This is a genomic window from Dyella sp. SYSU CM1112 (assembly GCF_058216415.1).
In genome coordinates, this window is sequence record NZ_JBZEGI010000001.1 from 149,646 (window position 1) to 168,595 (window position 18,950).

The 18,950-nt window shown below is 59.6% G+C and carries 16 protein-coding genes; 1 reads left to right on the top strand and 15 read right to left on the bottom strand.

The genetic code is table 11. From position 1 onward, the window contains the following. Window positions 1–90: 90 nt before the first annotated feature. The 13 genes from dnaE to pyrH all read right to left on the bottom strand — a co-directional run bounded on the left by dnaE (window position 91) and on the right by pyrH (window position 16,356). Complete coding sequence (gene dnaE, locus AC4HNJ_RS00820; protein WP_490477625.1) at window positions 91–3,633, bottom strand: DNA polymerase III subunit alpha; 3,543 nt, start codon at window positions 3,631–3,633, stop codon at window positions 91–93. A 243-nt stretch (window positions 3,634–3,876) separates the two neighbouring features. Further along, complete coding sequence (locus tag AC4HNJ_RS00825) at window positions 3,877–4,074, bottom strand: hypothetical protein (protein WP_490477626.1); 198 nt, start codon at window positions 4,072–4,074, stop codon at window positions 3,877–3,879. Between the two features lie 212 nt (window positions 4,075–4,286). Beyond that, the gene (rnhB, locus tag AC4HNJ_RS00830; RefSeq protein WP_490477627.1) at window positions 4,287–4,940 is read right to left on the bottom strand and encodes a ribonuclease HII; all 654 of its coding nucleotides are present in this window, start codon (window positions 4,938–4,940) and stop codon (window positions 4,287–4,289) included. Window positions 4,941–4,960: 20 nt separating this feature from the next. Then, on the bottom strand, window positions 4,961–6,175 hold the full coding sequence (lpxB, locus tag AC4HNJ_RS00835; RefSeq protein WP_490477628.1) for a lipid-A-disaccharide synthase: 1,215 nt from the start codon (window positions 6,173–6,175) through the stop codon (window positions 4,961–4,963). Window positions 6,176–6,231: 56 nt separating this feature from the next. Next, window positions 6,232–7,005: an acyl-ACP--UDP-N-acetylglucosamine O-acyltransferase gene (lpxA, locus tag AC4HNJ_RS00840; protein ID WP_490477629.1), complete on the bottom strand. Its 774-nt coding sequence runs from the start codon at window positions 7,003–7,005 to the stop codon at window positions 6,232–6,234. Next, a complete protein-coding gene (gene fabZ / locus AC4HNJ_RS00845; protein WP_490477630.1) occupies window positions 7,002–7,475 on the bottom strand; it encodes a 3-hydroxyacyl-ACP dehydratase FabZ in 474 nt (157 codons plus the stop codon). Before fabZ ends, lpxA begins: the two co-directional genes overlap by 4 nt. Next, entirely contained in the window at window positions 7,468–8,496 is a 1,029-nt protein-coding gene (gene lpxD / locus AC4HNJ_RS00850; RefSeq protein ID WP_490477631.1) for a UDP-3-O-(3-hydroxymyristoyl)glucosamine N-acyltransferase, read from the bottom strand. The genes fabZ and lpxD overlap by 8 nt, the downstream gene beginning before the upstream one ends. A gap of 138 nt (window positions 8,497–8,634) precedes the next feature. Then, window positions 8,635–11,067, bottom strand: coding sequence for an outer membrane protein assembly factor BamA (gene bamA, locus AC4HNJ_RS00855; protein ID WP_490477632.1), 2,433 nt, complete (start codon window positions 11,065–11,067; stop codon window positions 8,635–8,637). A gap of 217 nt (window positions 11,068–11,284) precedes the next feature. Continuing rightward, complete coding sequence (rseP, locus tag AC4HNJ_RS00860; RefSeq protein ID WP_490477633.1) at window positions 11,285–12,634, bottom strand: RIP metalloprotease RseP; 1,350 nt, start codon at window positions 12,632–12,634, stop codon at window positions 11,285–11,287. A 193-nt stretch (window positions 12,635–12,827) separates the two neighbouring features. Then, a complete protein-coding gene (locus AC4HNJ_RS00865; RefSeq protein WP_490477634.1) occupies window positions 12,828–13,649 on the bottom strand; it encodes a phosphatidate cytidylyltransferase in 822 nt (273 codons plus the stop codon). A 292-nt stretch (window positions 13,650–13,941) separates the two neighbouring features. Beyond that, window positions 13,942–14,685 (bottom strand): polyprenyl diphosphate synthase, encoded by a 744-nt coding sequence (gene uppS / locus AC4HNJ_RS00870; protein WP_490477635.1) that lies wholly within the window; start codon window positions 14,683–14,685, stop codon window positions 13,942–13,944. Between the two features lie 252 nt (window positions 14,686–14,937). Continuing rightward, window positions 14,938–15,495, bottom strand: a complete 558-nt coding sequence (gene frr / locus AC4HNJ_RS00875; protein WP_490477636.1) for a ribosome recycling factor — start codon at window positions 15,493–15,495, stop codon at window positions 14,938–14,940. 138 nt (window positions 15,496–15,633) lie between these two features. Further along, complete coding sequence (gene pyrH / locus AC4HNJ_RS00880) at window positions 15,634–16,356, bottom strand: UMP kinase (RefSeq protein WP_490477637.1); 723 nt, start codon at window positions 16,354–16,356, stop codon at window positions 15,634–15,636. A 225-nt stretch (window positions 16,357–16,581) separates the two neighbouring features. On the opposite strand from pyrH, the gene AC4HNJ_RS00885 reads away from it, so the two are divergent. Next, complete coding sequence (locus AC4HNJ_RS00885) at window positions 16,582–16,983, top strand: VOC family protein (RefSeq protein WP_490477638.1); 402 nt, start codon at window positions 16,582–16,584, stop codon at window positions 16,981–16,983. A gap of 72 nt (window positions 16,984–17,055) precedes the next feature. On the opposite strand, the gene tsf is transcribed toward AC4HNJ_RS00885, so the two are convergent. Together tsf and rpsB are read right to left on the bottom strand one after the other, a co-directional pair. After that, window positions 17,056–17,937, bottom strand: coding sequence for a translation elongation factor Ts (gene tsf / locus AC4HNJ_RS00890; protein ID WP_490477639.1), 882 nt, complete (start codon window positions 17,935–17,937; stop codon window positions 17,056–17,058). A 60-nt stretch (window positions 17,938–17,997) separates the two neighbouring features. After that, window positions 17,998–18,885, bottom strand: a complete 888-nt coding sequence (gene rpsB, locus AC4HNJ_RS00895) for a 30S ribosomal protein S2 (protein ID WP_490477640.1) — start codon at window positions 18,883–18,885, stop codon at window positions 17,998–18,000. Window positions 18,886–18,950: the final 65 nt, after the last annotated feature.

Consider the following 18,950-nt stretch of genomic DNA (forward strand, 5'->3'; position numbering starts at 1 on the left):
CAGAAGCGGGGCAGTATACCCGGGGAGGGTGACAGGGCGAGAACGGTGGCGTATGGCACGCCATGGCCTTCCCGCGGCGGTGGCAAGGGACTATTCCGCAGATTTGACGATCCTCACCCCGGCTCCCAATACGCCCGGCATACCGCGCACGGTACGGAGCAACTCAGGGATGGCGTGTACTTTCCATTCTTGCCCAAATTCAATGTCGGCCTGGGCGATCGCATTGTGATAGCCACTGAGCAGCACACTGGCGCCGCCGCCGCGATGTCCGGCAAGGGCCTGTCGGAATTGGGCGACAAAATCGGGTCCGATGCCGTTGATCCTCACCCGCAAAAGTCGCGCAAAGCGGCGGCATGCATCGGCCAGCGTGTAGGCCGAGCGAGCGCGCAGCTGGAAACCGCCGCCGGAGAAGTCATCGATGCGCAGCCCACCCTCCACCACGAGCAGTTCGTCACGGGTGAGCAGTGGGGCGACTTGCTGGTACACCTCGCCAAAGAAACTGACCTCGATGCTGCCGGTGCCATCCTCCAGCCGTACGAAGGCATCGCTATCACCTCTCTTGCGCACAGCTACGACCATGCCGGCGACGGTCCAGGGCGTATCGGGTCCACGCCGGAAGCGGTTCCCATCGTCCCCCTCGCTTTTGCGGGGCCTGGGTGGCTGGTAGCGGTCCGCGATTTCACCGAGCGGGCAGGTCGCGAGCTGGGCCAGTTCTTCGCGCCAAGGGTCGGTAGGGTGGCCGGAGAGATAATGCCCAAGCGTGTCACGCTCACCCTGCAGCTTTTGCTCCAGCGGCCATTCGGGGGCAGTTGGCAGCTCCACCTGAACGATCGGGGCGATCGCCCCCATCATGGCGCCGAACATGTCGTTCTGGCCCGATTGACGGTCGCGCAGGTGCTGTTCGGCGGCCTTGATCGCATCCGGCAGCTGCAGCATCAGACTGGCGCGGGTCGGCGCCAGCGCGTCGAGGGCGCCGGACAGGATCAAGGCTTCCAGCACTCGTCGGTTGAGCTTGGTGGGGTCCACGCGACGGCAGAAGTCGGCGAGGTCCTTGTAGGCGCCGCCTTTGCGTCGTTCATCGGCAATCGCTTCGCAGGCGCCTTGGCCGACGCCCTTGATGGCCCCCAATCCATAACGGATGACCTTGGGCTCCACGGCGACGAACATGAACTCCGAAGCGTTCACATCGGGGGGCAGAATTGTGAGCTCGATGGCGCGCGATTCGTCGAGGAAGGTCACCACCTTGTCGGTGTTGTCCATGTCCGACGAAATCGTCGCGGCCATGAATTCGGCAGGGTAGTGCGCCTTCAGCCAGGCGGTTTGATATGAGACCAATGCGTAGGCGGCGGCGTGCGACTTGTTGAAGCCATAGCCGGCGAACTTTTCCATCAAGTCGAAGATGGCATCGGCTTTTTCGCCGCTCAGTCCATCTTTGGCGGCGCCTTCGCGGAACTTGGCGCGTTCCTTGGCCATTTCCTCGACTTTCTTCTTGCCCATCGCGCGACGCAGCAGGTCGGCGCCGCCGAGCGAGTAGCCGCCGACGATCTGCGCCATCTGCATCACCTGCTCCTGGTAGACCATGATGCCGTAGGTCTCTTTGAGGATAGGTTCGACGCGCGGGTCGGGATATTCCACTTCCTCGCGGCCGTGTTTGCGCGCCACGAAACTGGGAATCAGGTCCATCGGACCCGGACGATACAGCGCGACCAGCGCGATGATGTCTTCGAAGCGGTCGGGCCTGGCGTCCTTGAGCATGCGCTGCATGCCGGAGGATTCAAGCTGGAACACCGCGACGGTCTGGGCTTTTTTCAGCAGGTCGTAGGTGGCGACGTCGTCGAGCGGCAATGCGGAGATATCAAGCGGTGATTCCCCGTTTTTTTCGCGGCGCGCGTTGATGGTCTTGACGGCCCAGTCGATGATGGTGAGCGTGCGCAGGCCGAGGAAGTCAAACTTCACCAGGCCGACAGCTTCCACATCGTCCTTGTCGTATTGCGTCACCACCCCGGCGCCGCCCGGCTCGCAGTACAGCGGCGCGAATTCGGTCAGCGGCTTGGGACCGATCACCACACCGCCGGCATGTTTGCCGGCGTTGCGAGTAAGGCTTTCCAGTTTCAGCGCCAGATCGACCAGCGACCTGGCTTCTTCATCTTGTTCGTAGAGGTCGCAGAATTCCTTGACGACGCGATCCGGTTCTTTCTGCGCTTTCTCCGAGCGACCCAAGGCGTCGGACAGCGTGAGATCGAGCGGGCGTGCAGGAATCAGCTTGGCGATTTTGTCGACCGCGTTGTAGCCCATGCCCAGCACGCGGCCCGAATCGCGCAGTACCGCCTTGGCGGCCATCGAGCCATACGTGATGATCTGGCTGACGTGGTCGCGGCCGTACTTTCGCGCCACGTAATCGATCACTTCGTCACGGCGATCCATGCAGAAGTCGATGTCGAAGTCCGGCATCGAAATACGTTCGGGATTGAGAAATCGCTCAAACAGCAGATTGAATTGCAGCGGATCGAGATCCGTGATCTTCAACACCCATGCAACGAGCGAGCCGGCACCGGAACCGCGCCCTGGACCAACGGGGATGCCGTTTTGTTTACCCCAATTGATGAAGTCCGCCACGATCAAGAAGTAGCCGGGAAAGCCCATCTTGATGATGACGTCCAGCTCCCGCTCCAGGCGGGCTTCGTAGTCCGCCAGGGTATAGCCGGCGGCAAGGGGGCTCGCAGCCAGGCGTTCTTTCAAACCCTCGCGGGCGATTTCACGTATATAGCTGGCCAAGTCGTGGCCTTGCGGCACCGGGAAGTCGGGCAGGTAGTAGGTGCCGAACGACAATTCCAGATTGCAGCGCTTGGCCAGCTCGACGGTGTTTTCCAATGCTTCGGGAACATCTGCGAACAGCGCAGCCATCTCCTCGGACGTTTTAAGGTACTGCTGGTCGCTGTAGTCGCGCGGACGCTTGGGATCGGCCAGCACGCGCCCTTGATGAATGCAGACGCGTGCTTCATGCGCCTCGAAATCATCCTGTTTGAGGAATCGCACGTCGTTGCTGGCAATGACTGGCAGATCCAGTTCGGCCGCAAGGGTCAACGCGACGTTATTCCAGGCTTCTTCGCCTTCTCGGCCGCAGCGGGTCAGTTCAAGATAAACGCGATCTGGAAACAGGCGGCATAGCGGCTGCATGCGTATCGATGCGGGGCCGGTACCTTGGTTCACGGCTACGCGCCCGCCTTCGCTCTCCCGCCCCAGCAAGGCGATCAGGCCAGACGTCGTGTCAGGTGTAAGCCAGGCGGCATCGACCAGGGCGCGGCCCCCCTGCTGACCTTCACGCCAGGCGCGTGACACCAGCCTGGAAAGATTGAGATAGCCCTCGCGGTTCTGGCATAGCAGGGTGAGCCGCCATGGACGGGGATCGTCTGGCGAGCTGATCCAGAGGTCACAGCCGCCGATGGGCTTGATACCCGCCGCGCTGCATGCTTTGTAGAACTTCACCAGCGCGAACATGTTGCATTCGTCGGTGAGCGCCACCGCCGGCGAACCGGCGTGCACGGACGCCGCCACCAGCGCCTTGATGCGGATGGTCGAGTCGACCAGCGAATATTCGCTGTGCAGATGCAGATGAACGAAACGGACGGACATGGCTCGCACGCGAAGCAATGGCTCAGCCTAACGGGGGCTCTTCGGTGGAGCAAGAATTGACAAGCCCACACCGCCCCGGAAATGGTTCCGGTAGTGCGGTCAATAGCCCACAACTGCTGCCATTTCGAGCTGATGCACGGCAGGATAACAATCTGCGGCAGGGATTGCCTGGCAGCCGCTAACGACCTCTGAATAAGCCTCTTTGTCGAAGACGGCCGTCCTTTCCTTCCTACCTAATGCGCTTCAGTGCACGCGGAACCGTTCCTGCTCCAAAGCCGGCTCGATGTAGTGCGAAAGGCTTTCCACTTGCAACGGTTGCAGGTCGTAATCGAGATGCTGCAATTTGACTTCGTCAGCATCGGGCGGCGGTACGGCAGGCTCAGCGATGTGTTTCTTGAACAGCAGCTTCAGTGCTGAGCGGCGACGGAAAGTAAACATCATGACACCCTCCTCGAAGTCCGGTGTCTGATAGTTTTCGAAAGCACCGGACGGCTAACAGCAGCGTCCTTGCACAACGATGGTCACGCTCGGCATGGCATGTATGCGCAGCCATCTCCCGGCTCCATTCCTATACCTGCTTGGATGCAAGCGCAATAGGTAAGGTTGCATAGTTGGTCGGACATTATGCGCGTCGTAAAACGTGCCACGGGGATTCAGAAAAGCTGACCTTGATCCAACAAAAGTTTCACCGGTGCAAAACTTCGACGATGTTCCTCGCAAGGCCCCAGGCGTTTCAGTGCGGCCAAATGGGCTGGCGTTGAATAACCCTTGTGTTCGGCAAAACCGTAACCCGGATATCGGGCATCCATGGCGACCATGAGACGGTCTCGATGGACTTTGGCCAGGATGGACGCCGCACTGATGGCGGGCTCCAGGGCATCACCACCGATGATGGCGCGAGCGGCACAGGGCAGATCTTTGGGGAGATGGTTGCCGTCGATCAATGCTTCGGTGGCGATTGGGTTCAACTCCATGACGGCTCGCGTCATCCCGACCATGGTGGCCTGGAAGATATTGATGCGATCGATTTCTTCGCGCTCGACCACCACGACGCTATACGCCAGCGCGTATTCCACGATCAGTGGATAAAGCGCTTCACGTTTGGTTTCGCTAAGTTTTTTGGAATCGTTAAGGCCGTCAATCGCGCGTTCGGGGTTGAGTGCGACGGCGGCAACCACCACTGGGCCAGCAAGCGGGCCACGTCCTGCTTCATCGACTCCGGCGATGACTATCCGCGCTGGACGCGTTCTGGCGTTGCCGTCCGCAATACTGGCGGACGAAGAACACGTGGCTCCGGTAGGTTTCATGTGCTGCGCATCCGGGAATCTCAGCGCCTTATCGTAACGGGAGTCTCGATCAATTCAATGATCGCCGCTGCCGCGCGGTCGCCGGCGTGTCCGGGCATGTGACCGCGCAGGATCTCATGCAATTGCTCGAATGCCGCAACGATGGTGCCGCGCCGTTCGCTGTCCTGAAACAGGTCGAGGGTAGCGGCGGCCAACTTGGATGCTATGCAGTTATCTTGCATCAGCTCGGGCACCAACAATGCGTCTTTATCCGTCCCGCATGCACGCGCAAGAATGTTCGGCAGCGCATACACATCGGTCTTCAGCATTCTGAGCATGCGGGCGATGCGGTAGCTGAGCGGCGAAACGCGGTAACCCACCACCATCGGACGCTTGGCCAGCATGGCCTCCAGTGTTGCGGTGCCAGAAGCAAGCAACACCACGTCGGCAGCGAGCATGGCCTCGTGTGCGTGTCCATCGAGCAAGATCGGTGCGGAATCCTCTCTGGCGCCTCGTGCAAGCAATCCCTTGAGCGTGGCGAGAGCACGTGAGTTGGCCGCGGGGACCACAATCCGCAATCCGGGGATGGCGGCGGCTACGCGTTGCGCGGCTTCCAGAAAGATCGCGCCCATGCGTTCCAGTTCAGAGTGGCGGCTGCCAGGCAAGACGGCGAGCACCGGTACGTCCAATGGCAGCTGCAAGGTGCGACGGGCCGGCAAGCGATCCGAAACGAGAGGGAAGCGATCGGCCAGCGGATGTCCCACGAAGCGAGCATCGATACCGTGACGCGCATAGATGGGAGGTTCCATCGGGAACAGGCATAGCACGCGATTAACGCTTCGGCCGATCTTTTCGGCACGGTTTTCGCGCCATGCCCAGATCGATGGACTGACGTAATGCACGGTGCTTAGTCCAGTCTGTTTCAGGCGCCGCTCAACGCCGAGATTGAAGTCGGGTGCGTCGATACCAACCACCACAGCGGGCTTTTCCACCAGCAAACGTGCGACTAGTTCTCTGCGCAGCCTCAGCAATCGTGGCAGGTGGCTCACGACTTCAGCGAAACCAAACAACGAAAGTTCGCGGATGTCGTACCACGACGTGAAGCCGTGCTGTTGCATTCGGTTGCCGCCGATGCCAACGAAGCGCGCCTGTGGGTAGTGTCTGCGCAGGGCCGCGATTAAGTCGGCTCCGAGCTGGTCGCCGGAATCTTCGCCGGCGATGATGGCGATCAGAGGACCTGGATCATTGTTGGACATGGTCGCATTTCCATCCGAAGGCCCTGTTTGATCCGATCGCATGCAATTGCACAGGATCAGCGTGCCAGCCCGCGCTCGCTGCGATCCAGGAAGTCCAACATGGCGCGCACGTCTTCGCTGTCCTTGGCTTGCGCAACCAATTGTTCGCGGGCTTCAGCCAGCGATAAACCGGAGGTATAGAGCGTGCGATAGGCGCGCTTGATGGCGGTAATGCGATCGGGCTCGAAACCGCGGCGCTTGAGCCCGGTCGTGTTCAGGCCACGTGGGCGGCCGCCCTGATCGTTGGCCATCATCAGGAAAGGGGGCACATCTGCGCCAAGCAGGCAGCCCATCGCAATAAACGCGTGTTTGCCGATCTTGCAGAATTGGTGCGCGCCTGAATAACCAGAAAAAACCGTCCAATCGCCGACTTCGACGTGACCCGCCAAGGCCGAATAGTTGGAAAAGATGGTGTGGTTACCGATCTGGCAGTCGTGGGCTACGTGCACGTACGCAAGCAGCCAGTTGTCGTTGCCGATGCGGGTCACGCCGCCGCCATCGCCTGTTCCACGATTGATGGTCACGAACTCGCGAATCAGGTTGCGGTCGCCGATGATCAGCTCGGTCCGTTCACCGCTGAATTTCATGTCTTGCGGATCACCACCGAGCGAGGCGAATTGCGCAATGCGATTTTCCCGCCCGATTTTGGTCGGGCCATCGATCACGACATGGGGGCCGATAACGGTGCCTTCACCGATTTCGACGTCGGCTCCAATGACTGTATATGCACCAATGCGTACATGAGCGCCGATGACGGCGGATGGATCGATTTGCGCAGTGGGGTGGATCATTTATCCGACCTCGCGGCGCACATCAGTTCGCAGCTCGCCACTTCTTTGCCGTCCACCAAGGTGCGAGCCTCGAACAGACCCATGCCTCGCAACAATCGTTTGAGTCTTACTTCCATGCGCAATTGATCACCGGGGACCACCGGTGCGTTGAAGCGAGCGTTGTCGACTTTCGCAAGGTAAAAAAGCGCGCTGGGCGACCCACCTTTCATGCGCGCGCTGAGCTGGGTCAGCAAGCCAGCCGATTGGGCCATTGCCTCCACGATCAGCACACCCGGCATGACAGGGTGACCAGGAAAATGCCCATTGAAGAATGGTTCATTGATGGTCACGTTCTTCAACGTTACCGCGCTTTGCTCCGGCACAATCTCAACCACGCGGTCCACCAGCAGAAACGGGTAGCGATGCGGCAGCAATTGCTGAATCTGTTCCACGGTCACCGGCAGGGTGATCGAAGCGGTGTTGTCAGTCATCGTTCTTATCCTTCTCCAGCGCCGCTAAGCGACGCGCGTATTCATCCAGGTGCTTGAAGCGCGCAGCATTGCGGCGCCACTGTCGGTTTTCCTGCAGCGGCACCCCGGAGGAATACTCGCCAGCCTCCCGAATCGAATGAGTCACCAGGCTCTTGGCCGTTATGGTAACCCGGTCGGCAACTTCCAAATGGCCAAGCACACCGGCATTGCCGCCGATCATGCAATAACGGCCGATCTTTGCGCTGCCGGCCACGGCGGCGCAGCCAGCCATGGCGGTGTGCGCCCCGATGTAGACGTTATGGGCGACCTGGATCTGATTGTCCAGGCGAACATCTTCTTCCAGCACCGTATCATCCAGTGCACCACGATCGATGGTTGTGTTGGCACCGATCTCGCAATCGTCACCGATACGTACACCACCGAGTTGCGGCAACTTCACCCAATGGTCGCGATCGAAGGCGAGGCCAAATCCATCTGAGCCGATGACTGCACCGGGATGCACCAGTACGCGTTTGCCAAGCGTCACGCGTGTAACCAGGGTGACCCTTGCCACCAGGCGCGATTGCGCGCCTACCTTGCAGTCAAGGCCGACGATGCAGTGGGGCCCGAGTATCGCTCCCTCTTCGATGACGGCGCCTTCGTCGATAACGCAACATGGGCCTATGCTTGCGGTGGCGCTTATATGTGCGCCAGGTGCGACTACGGCACTGGGATGTATGCCGGGCGCCGCGGCAGGCAGGCGTTCGAATAGCGCTGCGATGCGGGCATAGGCTACATAGGGATCGCCTGCAATGAGCGCCGAGGTCGGGCAATTGTCCAACGCTTCACTGCTGAGCACGACGACACCAGCGCGCGTGTGAGCCAGCTGAGCGGTGTATTTGCTGTTGGAGAGAAAGCTCAATTGGGTCGGCCCTGCGCCCGTGAGCGTACCGACACCATCAATGATGCGCTCACCATCTCCTTTGAATGCCAGACCGAAGCGTTCGGCGAGTTGGGCGACGCTGTATGGGATCGTACTCATCCATGGCTCCTGGGTATCTGCTGCATTGTAGGGGGTGAATCCCTGCAGAGACACTTGTGCCCCTCGGCCTGTAGCCGGTGCAAAAGAAAGCGCGGCTTGGCCGCGCTTTCCGCAGATGTCGACCGGGCAAACCGTTGCTTAGAACTGGCTGCCGAAGGTGAACTGGATGCGCTCTTCGTATTCGCTGTCGCCCGGTTGCGTGCGGAACGGGAAGCCGAGACTGATGATCAGCGGCCCGATGGGCGCCTGCCAGTGCAGGGAAACACCGGCCGACGCGTCGAGCTGCTTGGCGCTGAAGGTACTGATGCTCTGGTAAGCCTGACCGACGTCCATGAAGACCGACACGCGGGCCGTGTTGATGTCTTTCAGGAACGGTAAGGGCAAGTAGACTTCCGCGGTGCCCAGCACCTTGAACGAGCCACCGATCGGTTGCGCGTAGTAGCTGTAGGTGTTGCCAGCGCAGTAACCGTTCGCTCCCGGTGCCACATAACCGCCGCTCGTCGTACCCGGGCAAGCGCGCGGGCCGAGGGTGTTGTCCTGGAAGCCGCGCAGGTCGGTCACGCCGCCCGCATAGAAGTTCATCCAGAACGGGAATCCCACCTTGTCGCCGGCCTTGTAGCCCACACCAGTAGCCGGATCGTAGTCGGGGGTGGTGAATTTGTAGGTCTGATTACCATAGGTACTGCCGTAACCGACCTTGCCGTCCAGATACAGCACGAAGCCCTTGCCGATCGGCCAGTAGTGATTGGCTTCGCCGTTGAAGGTCCAGTACTGCACGGTCGAACCTGGCAGTGCAACATTCACGCCTGCTGTCAGCTGACCACCATGCGTCGGTGCCCAGTAGGAGTTACGCGTGTCATGCACCCAGGTGAGCGACCCCGTCCACGTATGCATGGTTTCGTGGCCCAGGGCGTTGATGTAGTCGACCAGGATCTGTGGCGTGTAACCCACATAGGTATTGATCTTGGTGCTACCCAGGCCAAGGCTGGCGCTCAGGTGGTCGAAGTCCGTGATCGGAATACCCAGCGTAGTGGAGAACGACTTGGTACTGTTGGAGTAGCTGGCGTACTCGCTACCCAGGTTGCTGTAATCCGCCTTCGAGAAGGTGGCGTTATAACCGATGCCGATACCGTTATCGGTGAGGTACGGATTGTAGTAACCGGCATTGATCGAGGTCAGGTAGTCGCTGCGCTCGGCCCCGATGGTGAAGTGATCGCCGGTGCCGAGGAAGTTGTTTTGCGAAACCGAGCTGGACAGGATGATGCCGGAATACTGCGAATAACCGACGCCGAAAGTCAGGCTACCGGCCGATTGCTCTTCCACCTTTACTGTCAGGTCGACCTCGTCGTCGCTACCTGGAACGGTCTGCTTGTCGATGGTCACTGTCTTGAAGTAGCCGAGCTGCTGCAGACGGATCTTCGAGCGGTCGATGGCCGCCTGCGAGTACCAGGATCCTTCGAGCTGGCGCATTTCACGGCGCAGCACATCGTCCTCAGTACGGGTATTGCCTTGGAAGATCACGCGGCGCACATAGACGCGCGGGCCCGGCTGGATGTACCAGGTGATGTCGGCGGTGTGCTTCTCCTTGTCGAGCTTGGGCACCGAGTTCACCTTGGCAAAGGCATAGCCGATATTGGCCAGCAGGGCCTTGATCGAGTCGGAAGTTGCCTCAATGGCGCGGCGATTGAAAAGATCGCCGTCTTTGACGAAGACAAGCCTGCGCAGGGTTTTTTCCGGAAGAATCAGTTGGCCGAGCAGGTGCGTGCCGGAGATGTGATAGATGTCGCCCTGAGTGACGTCCGCCGCGATGTACATATCGCGCTTGTCAGGTGAAATGGTGACCTGGGTCGAATCGATACCGAAGTCGGCATAGCCGCGATCCATGTAGTAGGACTGGAGCTTCTTCAAATCACCTGAGAGCTTGTCTTGCGAATACTGGTCGTTCTTCGAATACCAGGAGAGCCAGTTGGTTGTTCCGGATTCGAAGTTCTTCTCGATTTCCTTATCGGTGAACGCCGTGTTGCCTACGATGTTCACTTCCTTGATCTTCGCGACCTTGCCTTCGCGAATTTCGATGTCGATTGCAACGCGGTTGCGATCCAGCCGGACGACGTGCGGGCTGACCGATACGTTGTACTTGCCGCGGTTGTAGTACTGACGGATCAGCTCTTGCTGCACGCGGTCCAGCGCCAGGCGGTCGAAGGTTTCGCCTTCCGACAGGCCGATGTCTTTCAGGCCTTTTTTGAGATCGTCGGTCTTGATGTCATGGTTGCCGCGGATAGTCAGCTTGGCGATCGAGGGACGTTCCACCACTTTGACGACAAGGATGTTGCCATCGCGTTCCAGCTCGACATCACTGAAAAACTTGGTGTTATAGAGTGCGCGGATGGCTTGCTGCGCCTCTTCGGTCGTAAGGCGGTCGCCTTTGTTGATTGGCAGATAGTTGAATACTGTGCCAGCCGAGATACGGTTCAGACCTTCGATGCGGATATCGGAAACGACGAAAGGTTCGAGTGCCAAAACGCTCGTAGAAAGGGAGGCAAGCAGGATCAGGGCGGCGATACGCTTCATCGTCGATTCCGTTGTGTTATTCGGACGAGCTGGCCACAAGGCCGTCTCGCTGCAATGTTTTCCAAAGCCGATGTTCCGGCGTTGAGTTTTTATCCGCACTCACGTTCGGCAATGACCCGAGAAAAAAACGGGCCTTGCCTCTTGCGGACGGGTTGCCACGCGATAAGAAGGCCGCGGCCAGCATCCAACCGGAGGTTGCAAGCGGCGCGCATTCGTCTCACGAAGGCAGGATGATGCGATGGATGTCGTTGTAGAACGCCAGCCCCATCAGCGTGAACAACAAGGCGATGCCCACGTACTGGCCCGCGATCATGGTCCGCTCGCTGACCGGGCTGCCTTTGATCAGCTCGATAAGGTAATACAGCAGGTGCCCACCATCCAAGACCGGAATGGGCAGCAGGTTGATGATGGCCAGGCTGAGCGACACCAGCCCCAGGAATTCCAGGAAGCGATCGAGCCCCATCTGGGCAGCGGCGTTAGCTATTTGAGCGATGCCGATGACTCCCGAGATGTTGCGGGTGGATGCCTCGCCCATCAGCATCTTGCCGACCATGCCGAATGTGTCGGTGGCCCGTTGCCACGTCATCGTCAACGACTCGGTCAGTGCTTTCACCGGCCCATAGCGTTGGATAGCCAGTTCTGTTGCCGGCGGCGTTACGCCGATGATCCAGCGCGGGACGCTTCCGTCCACGGATTCCATGCGCGCGGTGACCGGAAAAGACAACTGTTTGCCATCGCGTGCCACCTCAACGGTGAGTTTGGGTGATTTCGAAGCGGCTGCGACAACCTGCTTGCCGAGATCATCAAAGTCTTTCACCGGCGTACCGTTGACGCTCAGGATCCTGTCCCCCGCCTGCAGGCCGGCCAAGGCAGCTGGATCACCGGGAGAGACAGTAGCGGCGATGGCTGGGGCCGGGGCGAGCTGCAGGCCCAGCTTATCCATGTACTGACCCACGTCCTCGCCTGCAGGCAAGCGATTGAGTGGCAATACCAGGGTGCGCTGGATTCCATTTGAGTCGCGTACGGTGACCGCAATCGGCGAACGGCTCAGGAGCGCATTGGCAATTACGTCGAACGACCCACTCCAGGTGGTCACCGGTTCACCGCCTACATTAAGCAAGCGATCGCCGGGCTGAATGCCCGCTTCTGCTGCCATGCTTTGGGGTGCCGCGGTGACAATGGGAGCGTAGTCCGTGCGGCCCAATACAAACATCAGCCAGAATGCAGCAAGAGTGAAAAGGATATTGAAGCCGGGGCCGGCGGCTACGATTGCAATGCGTTTCCAAATCGATTGCGCCGTGAATTCTTGATCGCGCAACGCCGGGTCCACTTCACCTTCCCGCGCGTCGAGCATTTTTACGTAGCCACCCAACGGGATGGCCGCGATCTGGTATTCGGTGCCGTCACGGCCGACGCGTTTCCAGATGGCGCGCCCGAAACCTATCGAAAAACGAAGCACTTTCACGCCGCAGCGGCGCGCGACCCAATAGTGTCCAAATTCGTGAAAGGTCACCAGCACGCCAAGCGTGACCAGCAACCAGAACACCGAGCCGAAAAAGGGATTCATCAAGTCAGGTACGTCTCTAAGGAACTCAAAGCTTATCAGTAAGCGCCGTAAAGTACCCGCCGGGCGCCCCTCCGGTCGCCCGAACGCATTGGTGCGGGGTCCAGGTATCGACCGCAGCCTCTGGCGGCAGTTCCATAGCTGAATCGGATAATTAAGACGCGGTCTTTCAAGTAATCGGTCAACTGCGCAATATTCAAAGCCCTAACAGCAGTTTGCCCAGGGCGAAGACCGGCAGGGCCGCGAACACGCTGTCGAGGCGATCCAGCAAGCCACCGTGTCCCGGAAAGAGGGCGCCCGAATCCTTTACGCTCGCATGGCGTTTGATCAGGCTTTCCAGCAGATCGCCCACAATGGAACTGGCTACGGTGACAATCGTTACGATGATCAGGCCGAGCAGCCGTAGGTCGTGCACACCGAGCAGCCAGCCGGCTACGGCCGCCACGACGGCGCTCGTGGCAAAGGCGCCAAAGACACCCGCCCAGGTTTTGCCCGGGCTAATTTGGGGAGCAAGCTTGCGCTTCCCGAAGAAGCGCCCCGCAAAATAGGCGCCAGTGTCCGCCGCCCAGACCACCAGCATTGCCAGAAAGACCCAGACATGGCCGAGCGGTTCGCTGCCATGGATGCTGAGCGCGGCGACCCATGCAGGAAAAACCACGAAGGCTCCCGCCAGGAGCTTGATGTTACGGTTTTCGGGAGTAGGGGCAGCGCCAAAGGCGAAGTGTCGAAGCCACACGCACGCCACCAGCCACCAGGCAACGCCCGCCACCAGCAATGTCAGCCATACACCCGGGGTGGTGCGCCATTGCCATAGGGCGATGAAGCCCAGGGCGCAGGCACCGAGCAGTATGCCGCGGTTGACGCGATGCTTCATGCCGGCCAAGCGGGACCATTCCCACGCGGCCGCCAGAAACGCTACCGCCAATAAGCATGCGAAGACGTTCGTCGGCGTCAGCAGGATAAGCAGGATAACTAAAGGGGCGAGAAGCAGGGCGGTGAGAACACGCTGTCGCAGCATGGGCGTTGTTCCTAGGGCCTGATCAAAATGCCTGCGCGAGCGTTGCTGCGAGGCGGTATCGGTTGAGGGATGAGCTCTGCTTGTTTGGCGTCTGAGCGGTACGGATGTCGGAGCTTTGCGGACCAAGGCCGCATGGAAGGCGTATCACTGGAACGCATCGTCTGTTCGGGAGCGATCGGCTGGCCGCATGGATGATCGTTCAGTGAGATATCGGCGTGCACGCCATCGTTCCTCTTTGCCCTGAGCGGGAGAAAGATCCGAAGCGCGGGCCACGCGAGGATCGTAGGAAGATTCAACGTACGGCCTGGGTGATTTGATCGCCAGTGCGGCCGAACCGGCGTTCGCGGCGAGCGTAGTCGTTGATGGCCAGTTGCAGTGATGCCTGGTTGAAATCAGGCCACAGCGTATCGGTGAAATACAGTTCCGCATAGGCTAGTTGCCAAAGCAGAAAATTGCTGATGCGGTGATCGCCACCGGTACGGATGAATAAATCCAGTGGAGGAAGTTCGGACAAGCTGGTCCAGCGGTCGAACGCGGCCTCGTCAATGTCATCCACCGAAAGGTCCCCCCGTGCCACCGCCATGGCCGCTTTTCGTGCGGCCTGCACGACATCCCAGCGCCCACCGTAGTTCACGGCAACATTCATGTGCAGCTTGGTGTTGGAAGCCGTCCGCTTCATGGCCTCGAGCATGCGTCTTTGCAGGGGCTTGTCGAAGGCATCGAGGTCGCCGATGAAGCGCAGACGAACCCCATTGCTATGCAATTCATCGACCTCTTTGTCCAGCGCGCGCATGAAAAGGTCCAGCAGTGCGCTCACCTCGTCTGCAGGCCGCTGCCAGTTCTCGCTTGAAAACGCAAACAGAGTAAGCGCTTCCACGCTCTGTTTCAGGCAGCCCTCCACCACTTCACGCACAGCCTTTCGGCCCGCATTGTGGCCAAAGCTACGGGGGCGGTGGCGGGCCTTTGCCCAACGACCGTTGCCGTCCATCACAATACCGATGTGGCGTGGAATGTAGTTGTGCGGGTTCGTGGTCATGGATGGACAAGGGTAACGGCGGCGGCGACGTTTACCTCACCGGGGTGGGCGACAGAAGCGTGTTTGCCAGGGAAAGGCCATCTGCTGCCATCGTCCAGCCTCCTGATGAGCGAAGAAATGCGTTGCGAAGCAGGCGCGCATTCTTCTTTGAGCCCATTCGCATACCGCGCTGCGTAGACTAGCTGTTGACCCTTTGCCCCCCTCGCACGTGCGGCAGGTAGTGCCCGTGGACACGCTCCCAGGCTCAGGCCGTTAGATGGCCATGAGCTCCTCTTCCTTGGCCTTGGCCAGTTGGTCGACTTCCTTCACGAAGCGATCCGTGAGCTTCTGGATATCCTCGTCCGCACGCCGCTCCTCGTCCTCGGTAATCTTCTTTTCTTTTAGCAAGTCTTTGACATGCTGCAGTGCATCGCGACGTACGTTCCGAATGGCGATCTTTGCGTTTTCGCCTTCATGGGATACATGTTTGGCGAGCTCTCGCCGGCGTTCCTCGGTAAGCGGCGGCAAATTGAGGCGGATTACTGTCCCGGCAGTCGTGGGGGTGATACCTATGTCGGAGGCCAACAGGGCCTTCTCGATCGGGGCGACCATGTTCTTTTCAAATGGCGTAACCACGATGGAGCGTCCGTCGGCCAAAGAAATCGAGGCAACCTGATTCAGCGGCATATCCGAGCCGTAATAGGGCACTTTGATGCCTTCCACCAGCGACGTGCTTGCGCGGCCGGTGCGCAGTCGCGACAGATCGTGCTTCAGGGCATCGATGCTCTTGCCCATGCGGGTCTGGGCATCGTGTTTGATGTCGTTGAGCATGTGAAATCACCCGTTTGCGTGCAAGCCGGCAAGTATAGCAGGGGGGCAGAGCGGGATGCGCCGTATGCGACAAGGGTGCAGAGTCCCGCTGCCAAAAGGGTGCGAAGGGCGAGAGTTCCCTGCAGGCCGCTACTTACATCAACTGGCGTCAACCAATGTGCCAATAGGCTCGCCACGCATGATGCGCATGAGATTGCCGGGCACCGTCATGTCATAAATACGGAGGGGCATGCGATGGTCCCTGCACAGGGCAATGGCAGCGGTATCCATTACGGCCAGTTTCCGTTCGATCACCTGATCGTAGGTCAGCCGTTCGAAGCGTTCGGCCTCAGGGTGCTTGGCAGGGTCCGCGGTATAAACGCCGTCCACCTTGGTGGCTTTGAGCAGCAGGTCGGCGCCTACCTCGATGGACCGCAGCGCGGCGGCGGAATCGGTCGTGAAGAAAGGGTTGCCGGTCCCCGCGGCAAACACTGCGATGCGGCCTTTCTCGATGTGGCGAATGGCGCGACGGCGAATGAAATCTTCAGCAACATCGTGGATTTGGATGGCGCTCATCACGCGAGCAAAACCGCCGCGTTTTTCGATGGCGTCCTGCATGGCCAGCGCATTCATTACGGTTGCCAGCATGCCCATGTGATCGCCGGTGACACGATCCATTCCGGCTGCCGCCAGGCCCGCGCCACGAAAGATATTGCCCCCGCCAATCACTACGCCGATTTGTATGCCAGCCTGCTGGACCTCGATGATTTCGTTTGCTAGCCGGCCAATCACTTTGGGATCGATGCCGTAGTCGGCGTCACCCATCAGCGCTTCGCCGGAGAGTTTGAGCAGGATGCGGTGGTACTTTAGCGAGTCGCTCATGAGGGCTCCGGATGGATGAGTGAAGAAATTCGATAGCGTCTGGAATCCTTTTCCAGGCTGCCGATCGGGCAGGAGTATCGGATCGAGGCACGTGGCTGTACCGAAGTGGTATGCCGCGTTTCCGGATACCCAAGCAAAACGAGCGCATTGTAGCGGAGCTCATCGCAGACGTCAGCGCATGATGCTTCTATGCTTTCGCACCATAACCACCAGTTGGAGTTTGTCATGCAGCATGCTATCGCCGCCGTCGCGTTGTTGGTGCGCGACTACGATGAGGCGATTGCGTTCTACACCGGGTGCCTGGATTTCGAATTGATCGAAGACACTCCGCTCGGCGACGGCAAGCGCTGGGTATTGGTTGCCCCGCCAGGTGCTAGCGAGACGCGTTTGTTGCTCGCCCTGGCAAGTAGCTCAGAACAGGATGTATGTGTCGGTGAGCAGGCGGGAGGCAGGGTTTTTTTATTCCTGCGTGTCGATGATTTTTACGCGCGCTATGAAGTCATGCGTTCTCGCGGTGTGCGTTTTCTTGAGTGGCCGCGTGAGGAGCCTTATGGCACCGTAGCTGTTTTCGAAGATCTGTATGGCAATAAGTGGGATCTTCTGCAGCCGCGCGAAACGCGGTGTTGATGCCTTGTACGGAATGAAGTCATAAAAAAGCCGCGGTTTCCCGCGGCTTTCTGTAAAACTTCCGGTGGTGACTTATGCAAGCCCTGCCTGCTTCATCACTTCCGCGGCGAAATCTTCTTCCACCTTCTCGATACCTTCGCCCACGGCCAGGCGAACGACCGAGATGACGTCTGCACCTTCCTTCTTCAGTACGTCACCGACCGAAGTGTTGGTGTCCAACACATAGGGTTGGCCGAGCAGTGTGACTTCGGAAATGATCTTGTTCACCTTGCCGCCGACGATTTTTTCGAGGATTTCGGCAGGCTTGGCCTTTTCCTTGTCGGACATCTGGCTCAGCGCGATTTCCTTCTCCTTCGCCAGGAAATCCGCCGGTACGTCTTCGGCGCGCACATAGGAGGGGTTCATGGCCGCAACATGCATGGCTATGCCTTTGGCCAGCTCATCGGAACCACCCTTCAGGGCGACCAATACGCCGATGCGGCCGCCGTGGATGTAACTGCCGATCACGCCGCTATTGGCAACGTGAGCCATGCGGCGCACCTGGATATTTTCGCCGATAGTAGCGACCAGGGCCTTGGAGGCTTCTTCTACGGTGCTGCCACCGGGATAGGCGGCTGACTTCAGTGCCCCGATATCCTTGGCGCCAGACTTCAAGGCGATGTCCGCAACGTTGTCGCTGAACTTCACGAAGTCGGGATTCTTGGTGACGAAGTCGGTTTCACAGTTCACTTCGACCAGTACCGCGTTGCCATTGCCCTGGGCGGTAACGATGCGCCCTTCGGCAGCCACGCGGCCGGCTTTCTTGTCAGCCTTGGCGAGGCCGGACTTGCGCAGCCACTCCATCGCGGCATCAATGTCGCCATTGTTTTCGACCAGTGCCTTCTTGCATTCCATCATGCCGGCGCCGGAACGCTCGCGAAGGTCCTTCACCAGTTGGGCGGAAATATTGCTCATGGGATCCTCGGAAACTTTGGGGCGCCGGAACCTCTTAGGGGGTTCCGGCGCGTTTAAGACTTAGTCGGCATCGGCGAGATCTTGGGCGCGGCCCCCGCGACCGCCACGACCACCGCGGCCGTCGCGATCACCACGCGGGGCGCCTTTCTTGGCCGGCGCATTGCGGCGCGGGGCGTTGGCGCGACGCTCCTCGTCCTTGGCAACCGGATTGCCTTCCTCGTCTAGTTCGACGAATTCATTGGCATCACCTTGTGCGGCGGCCGGCGCAGCGGCCCTGCCTTCCAGGATCGAGTCTGCAGCGGCGCGAGCGTAAAGCTGGATGGCGCGGATCGCGTCGTCATTGCCCGGGATGGCATAGTCCACCAACTCGGGGTTGTAGTTGGTGTCGACCACGGCGATCACCGGAATGCCAAGCTTCTTGGCTTCCTGCACCGCGATGTTTTCGTGACCGATGTCGACTACGAACAAGGCGTCAGGCAGGCGGTTCATGTTCTTGATGCCGCCGAGGGAGTTTTCCAGCTTGGCGCGCTCACGGCGCAGGGCGAGCACTTCGTGCTTGACCAGCTTGTCAAAGCTGCCGTCGGTTTCAGCTGCTTCCAGCTCCTTCAGACGAGCCACTGACTGCTTCACCGTGCGGAAGTTGGTGAGCATGCCGCCGAGCCAGCGGGCGGTAACGAATGGCATGCCGGCGCGGGCAGCCTCTTCGGCCAGGGCTTCGCGTGCGGAGCGCTTGGTGCCGACGAAAAGAATGGTGCCGCGCTTCTGCGCCAGACCCGACAGGAAATTCATCGCGTCGGTGAACAGCGGCAGGGTCTTTTCGAGGTTGATGATGTGGATCTTGCCGCGGGCGCCAAAGATGTACGGGGCCATCTTCGGGTTCCAGTAGCGGGTCTGGTGACCAAAATGCACGCCAGCTTCCAGCATCTGGCGCATGGTGACTTGAGCCATGGTAATACTCCTGCAGTGGGCCTTTTCGAGTGGCCCGGGGGTTGGGACCTCCATGTATCCCCGGC

Bases quoted from the DNA above. Each gene is read 5' to 3' on its own strand.
- dnaE (WP_490477625.1), bottom strand. From the start codon at position 3,633: ATGTCCGTCCGTTTCGTTCATCTGCATCTGCACAGCGAATATTCGCTG.
- AC4HNJ_RS00825 (WP_490477626.1), bottom strand. From the start codon at position 4,074: ATGATGTTTACTTTCCGTCGCCGCTCAGCACTGAAGCTGCTGTTCAAG.
- rnhB (WP_490477627.1), bottom strand. From the start codon at position 4,940: ATGAAACCTACCGGAGCCACGTGTTCTTCGTCCGCCAGTATTGCGGAC.
- lpxB (WP_490477628.1), bottom strand. From the start codon at position 6,175: ATGTCCAACAATGATCCAGGTCCTCTGATCGCCATCATCGCCGGCGAA.
- lpxA (WP_490477629.1), bottom strand. From the start codon at position 7,005: ATGATCCACCCCACTGCGCAAATCGATCCATCCGCCGTCATCGGCGCT.
- fabZ (WP_490477630.1), bottom strand. From the start codon at position 7,475: ATGACTGACAACACCGCTTCGATCACCCTGCCGGTGACCGTGGAACAG.
- lpxD (WP_490477631.1), bottom strand. From the start codon at position 8,496: ATGAGTACGATCCCATACAGCGTCGCCCAACTCGCCGAACGCTTCGGT.
- bamA (WP_490477632.1), bottom strand. From the start codon at position 11,067: ATGAAGCGTATCGCCGCCCTGATCCTGCTTGCCTCCCTTTCTACGAGC.
- rseP (WP_490477633.1), bottom strand. From the start codon at position 12,634: ATGAATCCCTTTTTCGGCTCGGTGTTCTGGTTGCTGGTCACGCTTGGC.
- AC4HNJ_RS00865 (WP_490477634.1), bottom strand. From the start codon at position 13,649: ATGCTGCGACAGCGTGTTCTCACCGCCCTGCTTCTCGCCCCTTTAGTT.
- uppS (WP_490477635.1), bottom strand. From the start codon at position 14,685: ATGACCACGAACCCGCACAACTACATTCCACGCCACATCGGTATTGTG.
- frr (WP_490477636.1), bottom strand. From the start codon at position 15,495: ATGCTCAACGACATCAAACACGATGCCCAGACCCGCATGGGCAAGAGC.
- pyrH (WP_490477637.1), bottom strand. From the start codon at position 16,356: ATGAGCGACTCGCTAAAGTACCACCGCATCCTGCTCAAACTCTCCGGC.
- AC4HNJ_RS00885 (WP_490477638.1), top strand. From the start codon at position 16,582: ATGCAGCATGCTATCGCCGCCGTCGCGTTGTTGGTGCGCGACTACGAT.
- tsf (WP_490477639.1), bottom strand. From the start codon at position 17,937: ATGAGCAATATTTCCGCCCAACTGGTGAAGGACCTTCGCGAGCGTTCC.
- rpsB (WP_490477640.1), bottom strand. From the start codon at position 18,885: ATGGCTCAAGTCACCATGCGCCAGATGCTGGAAGCTGGCGTGCATTTT.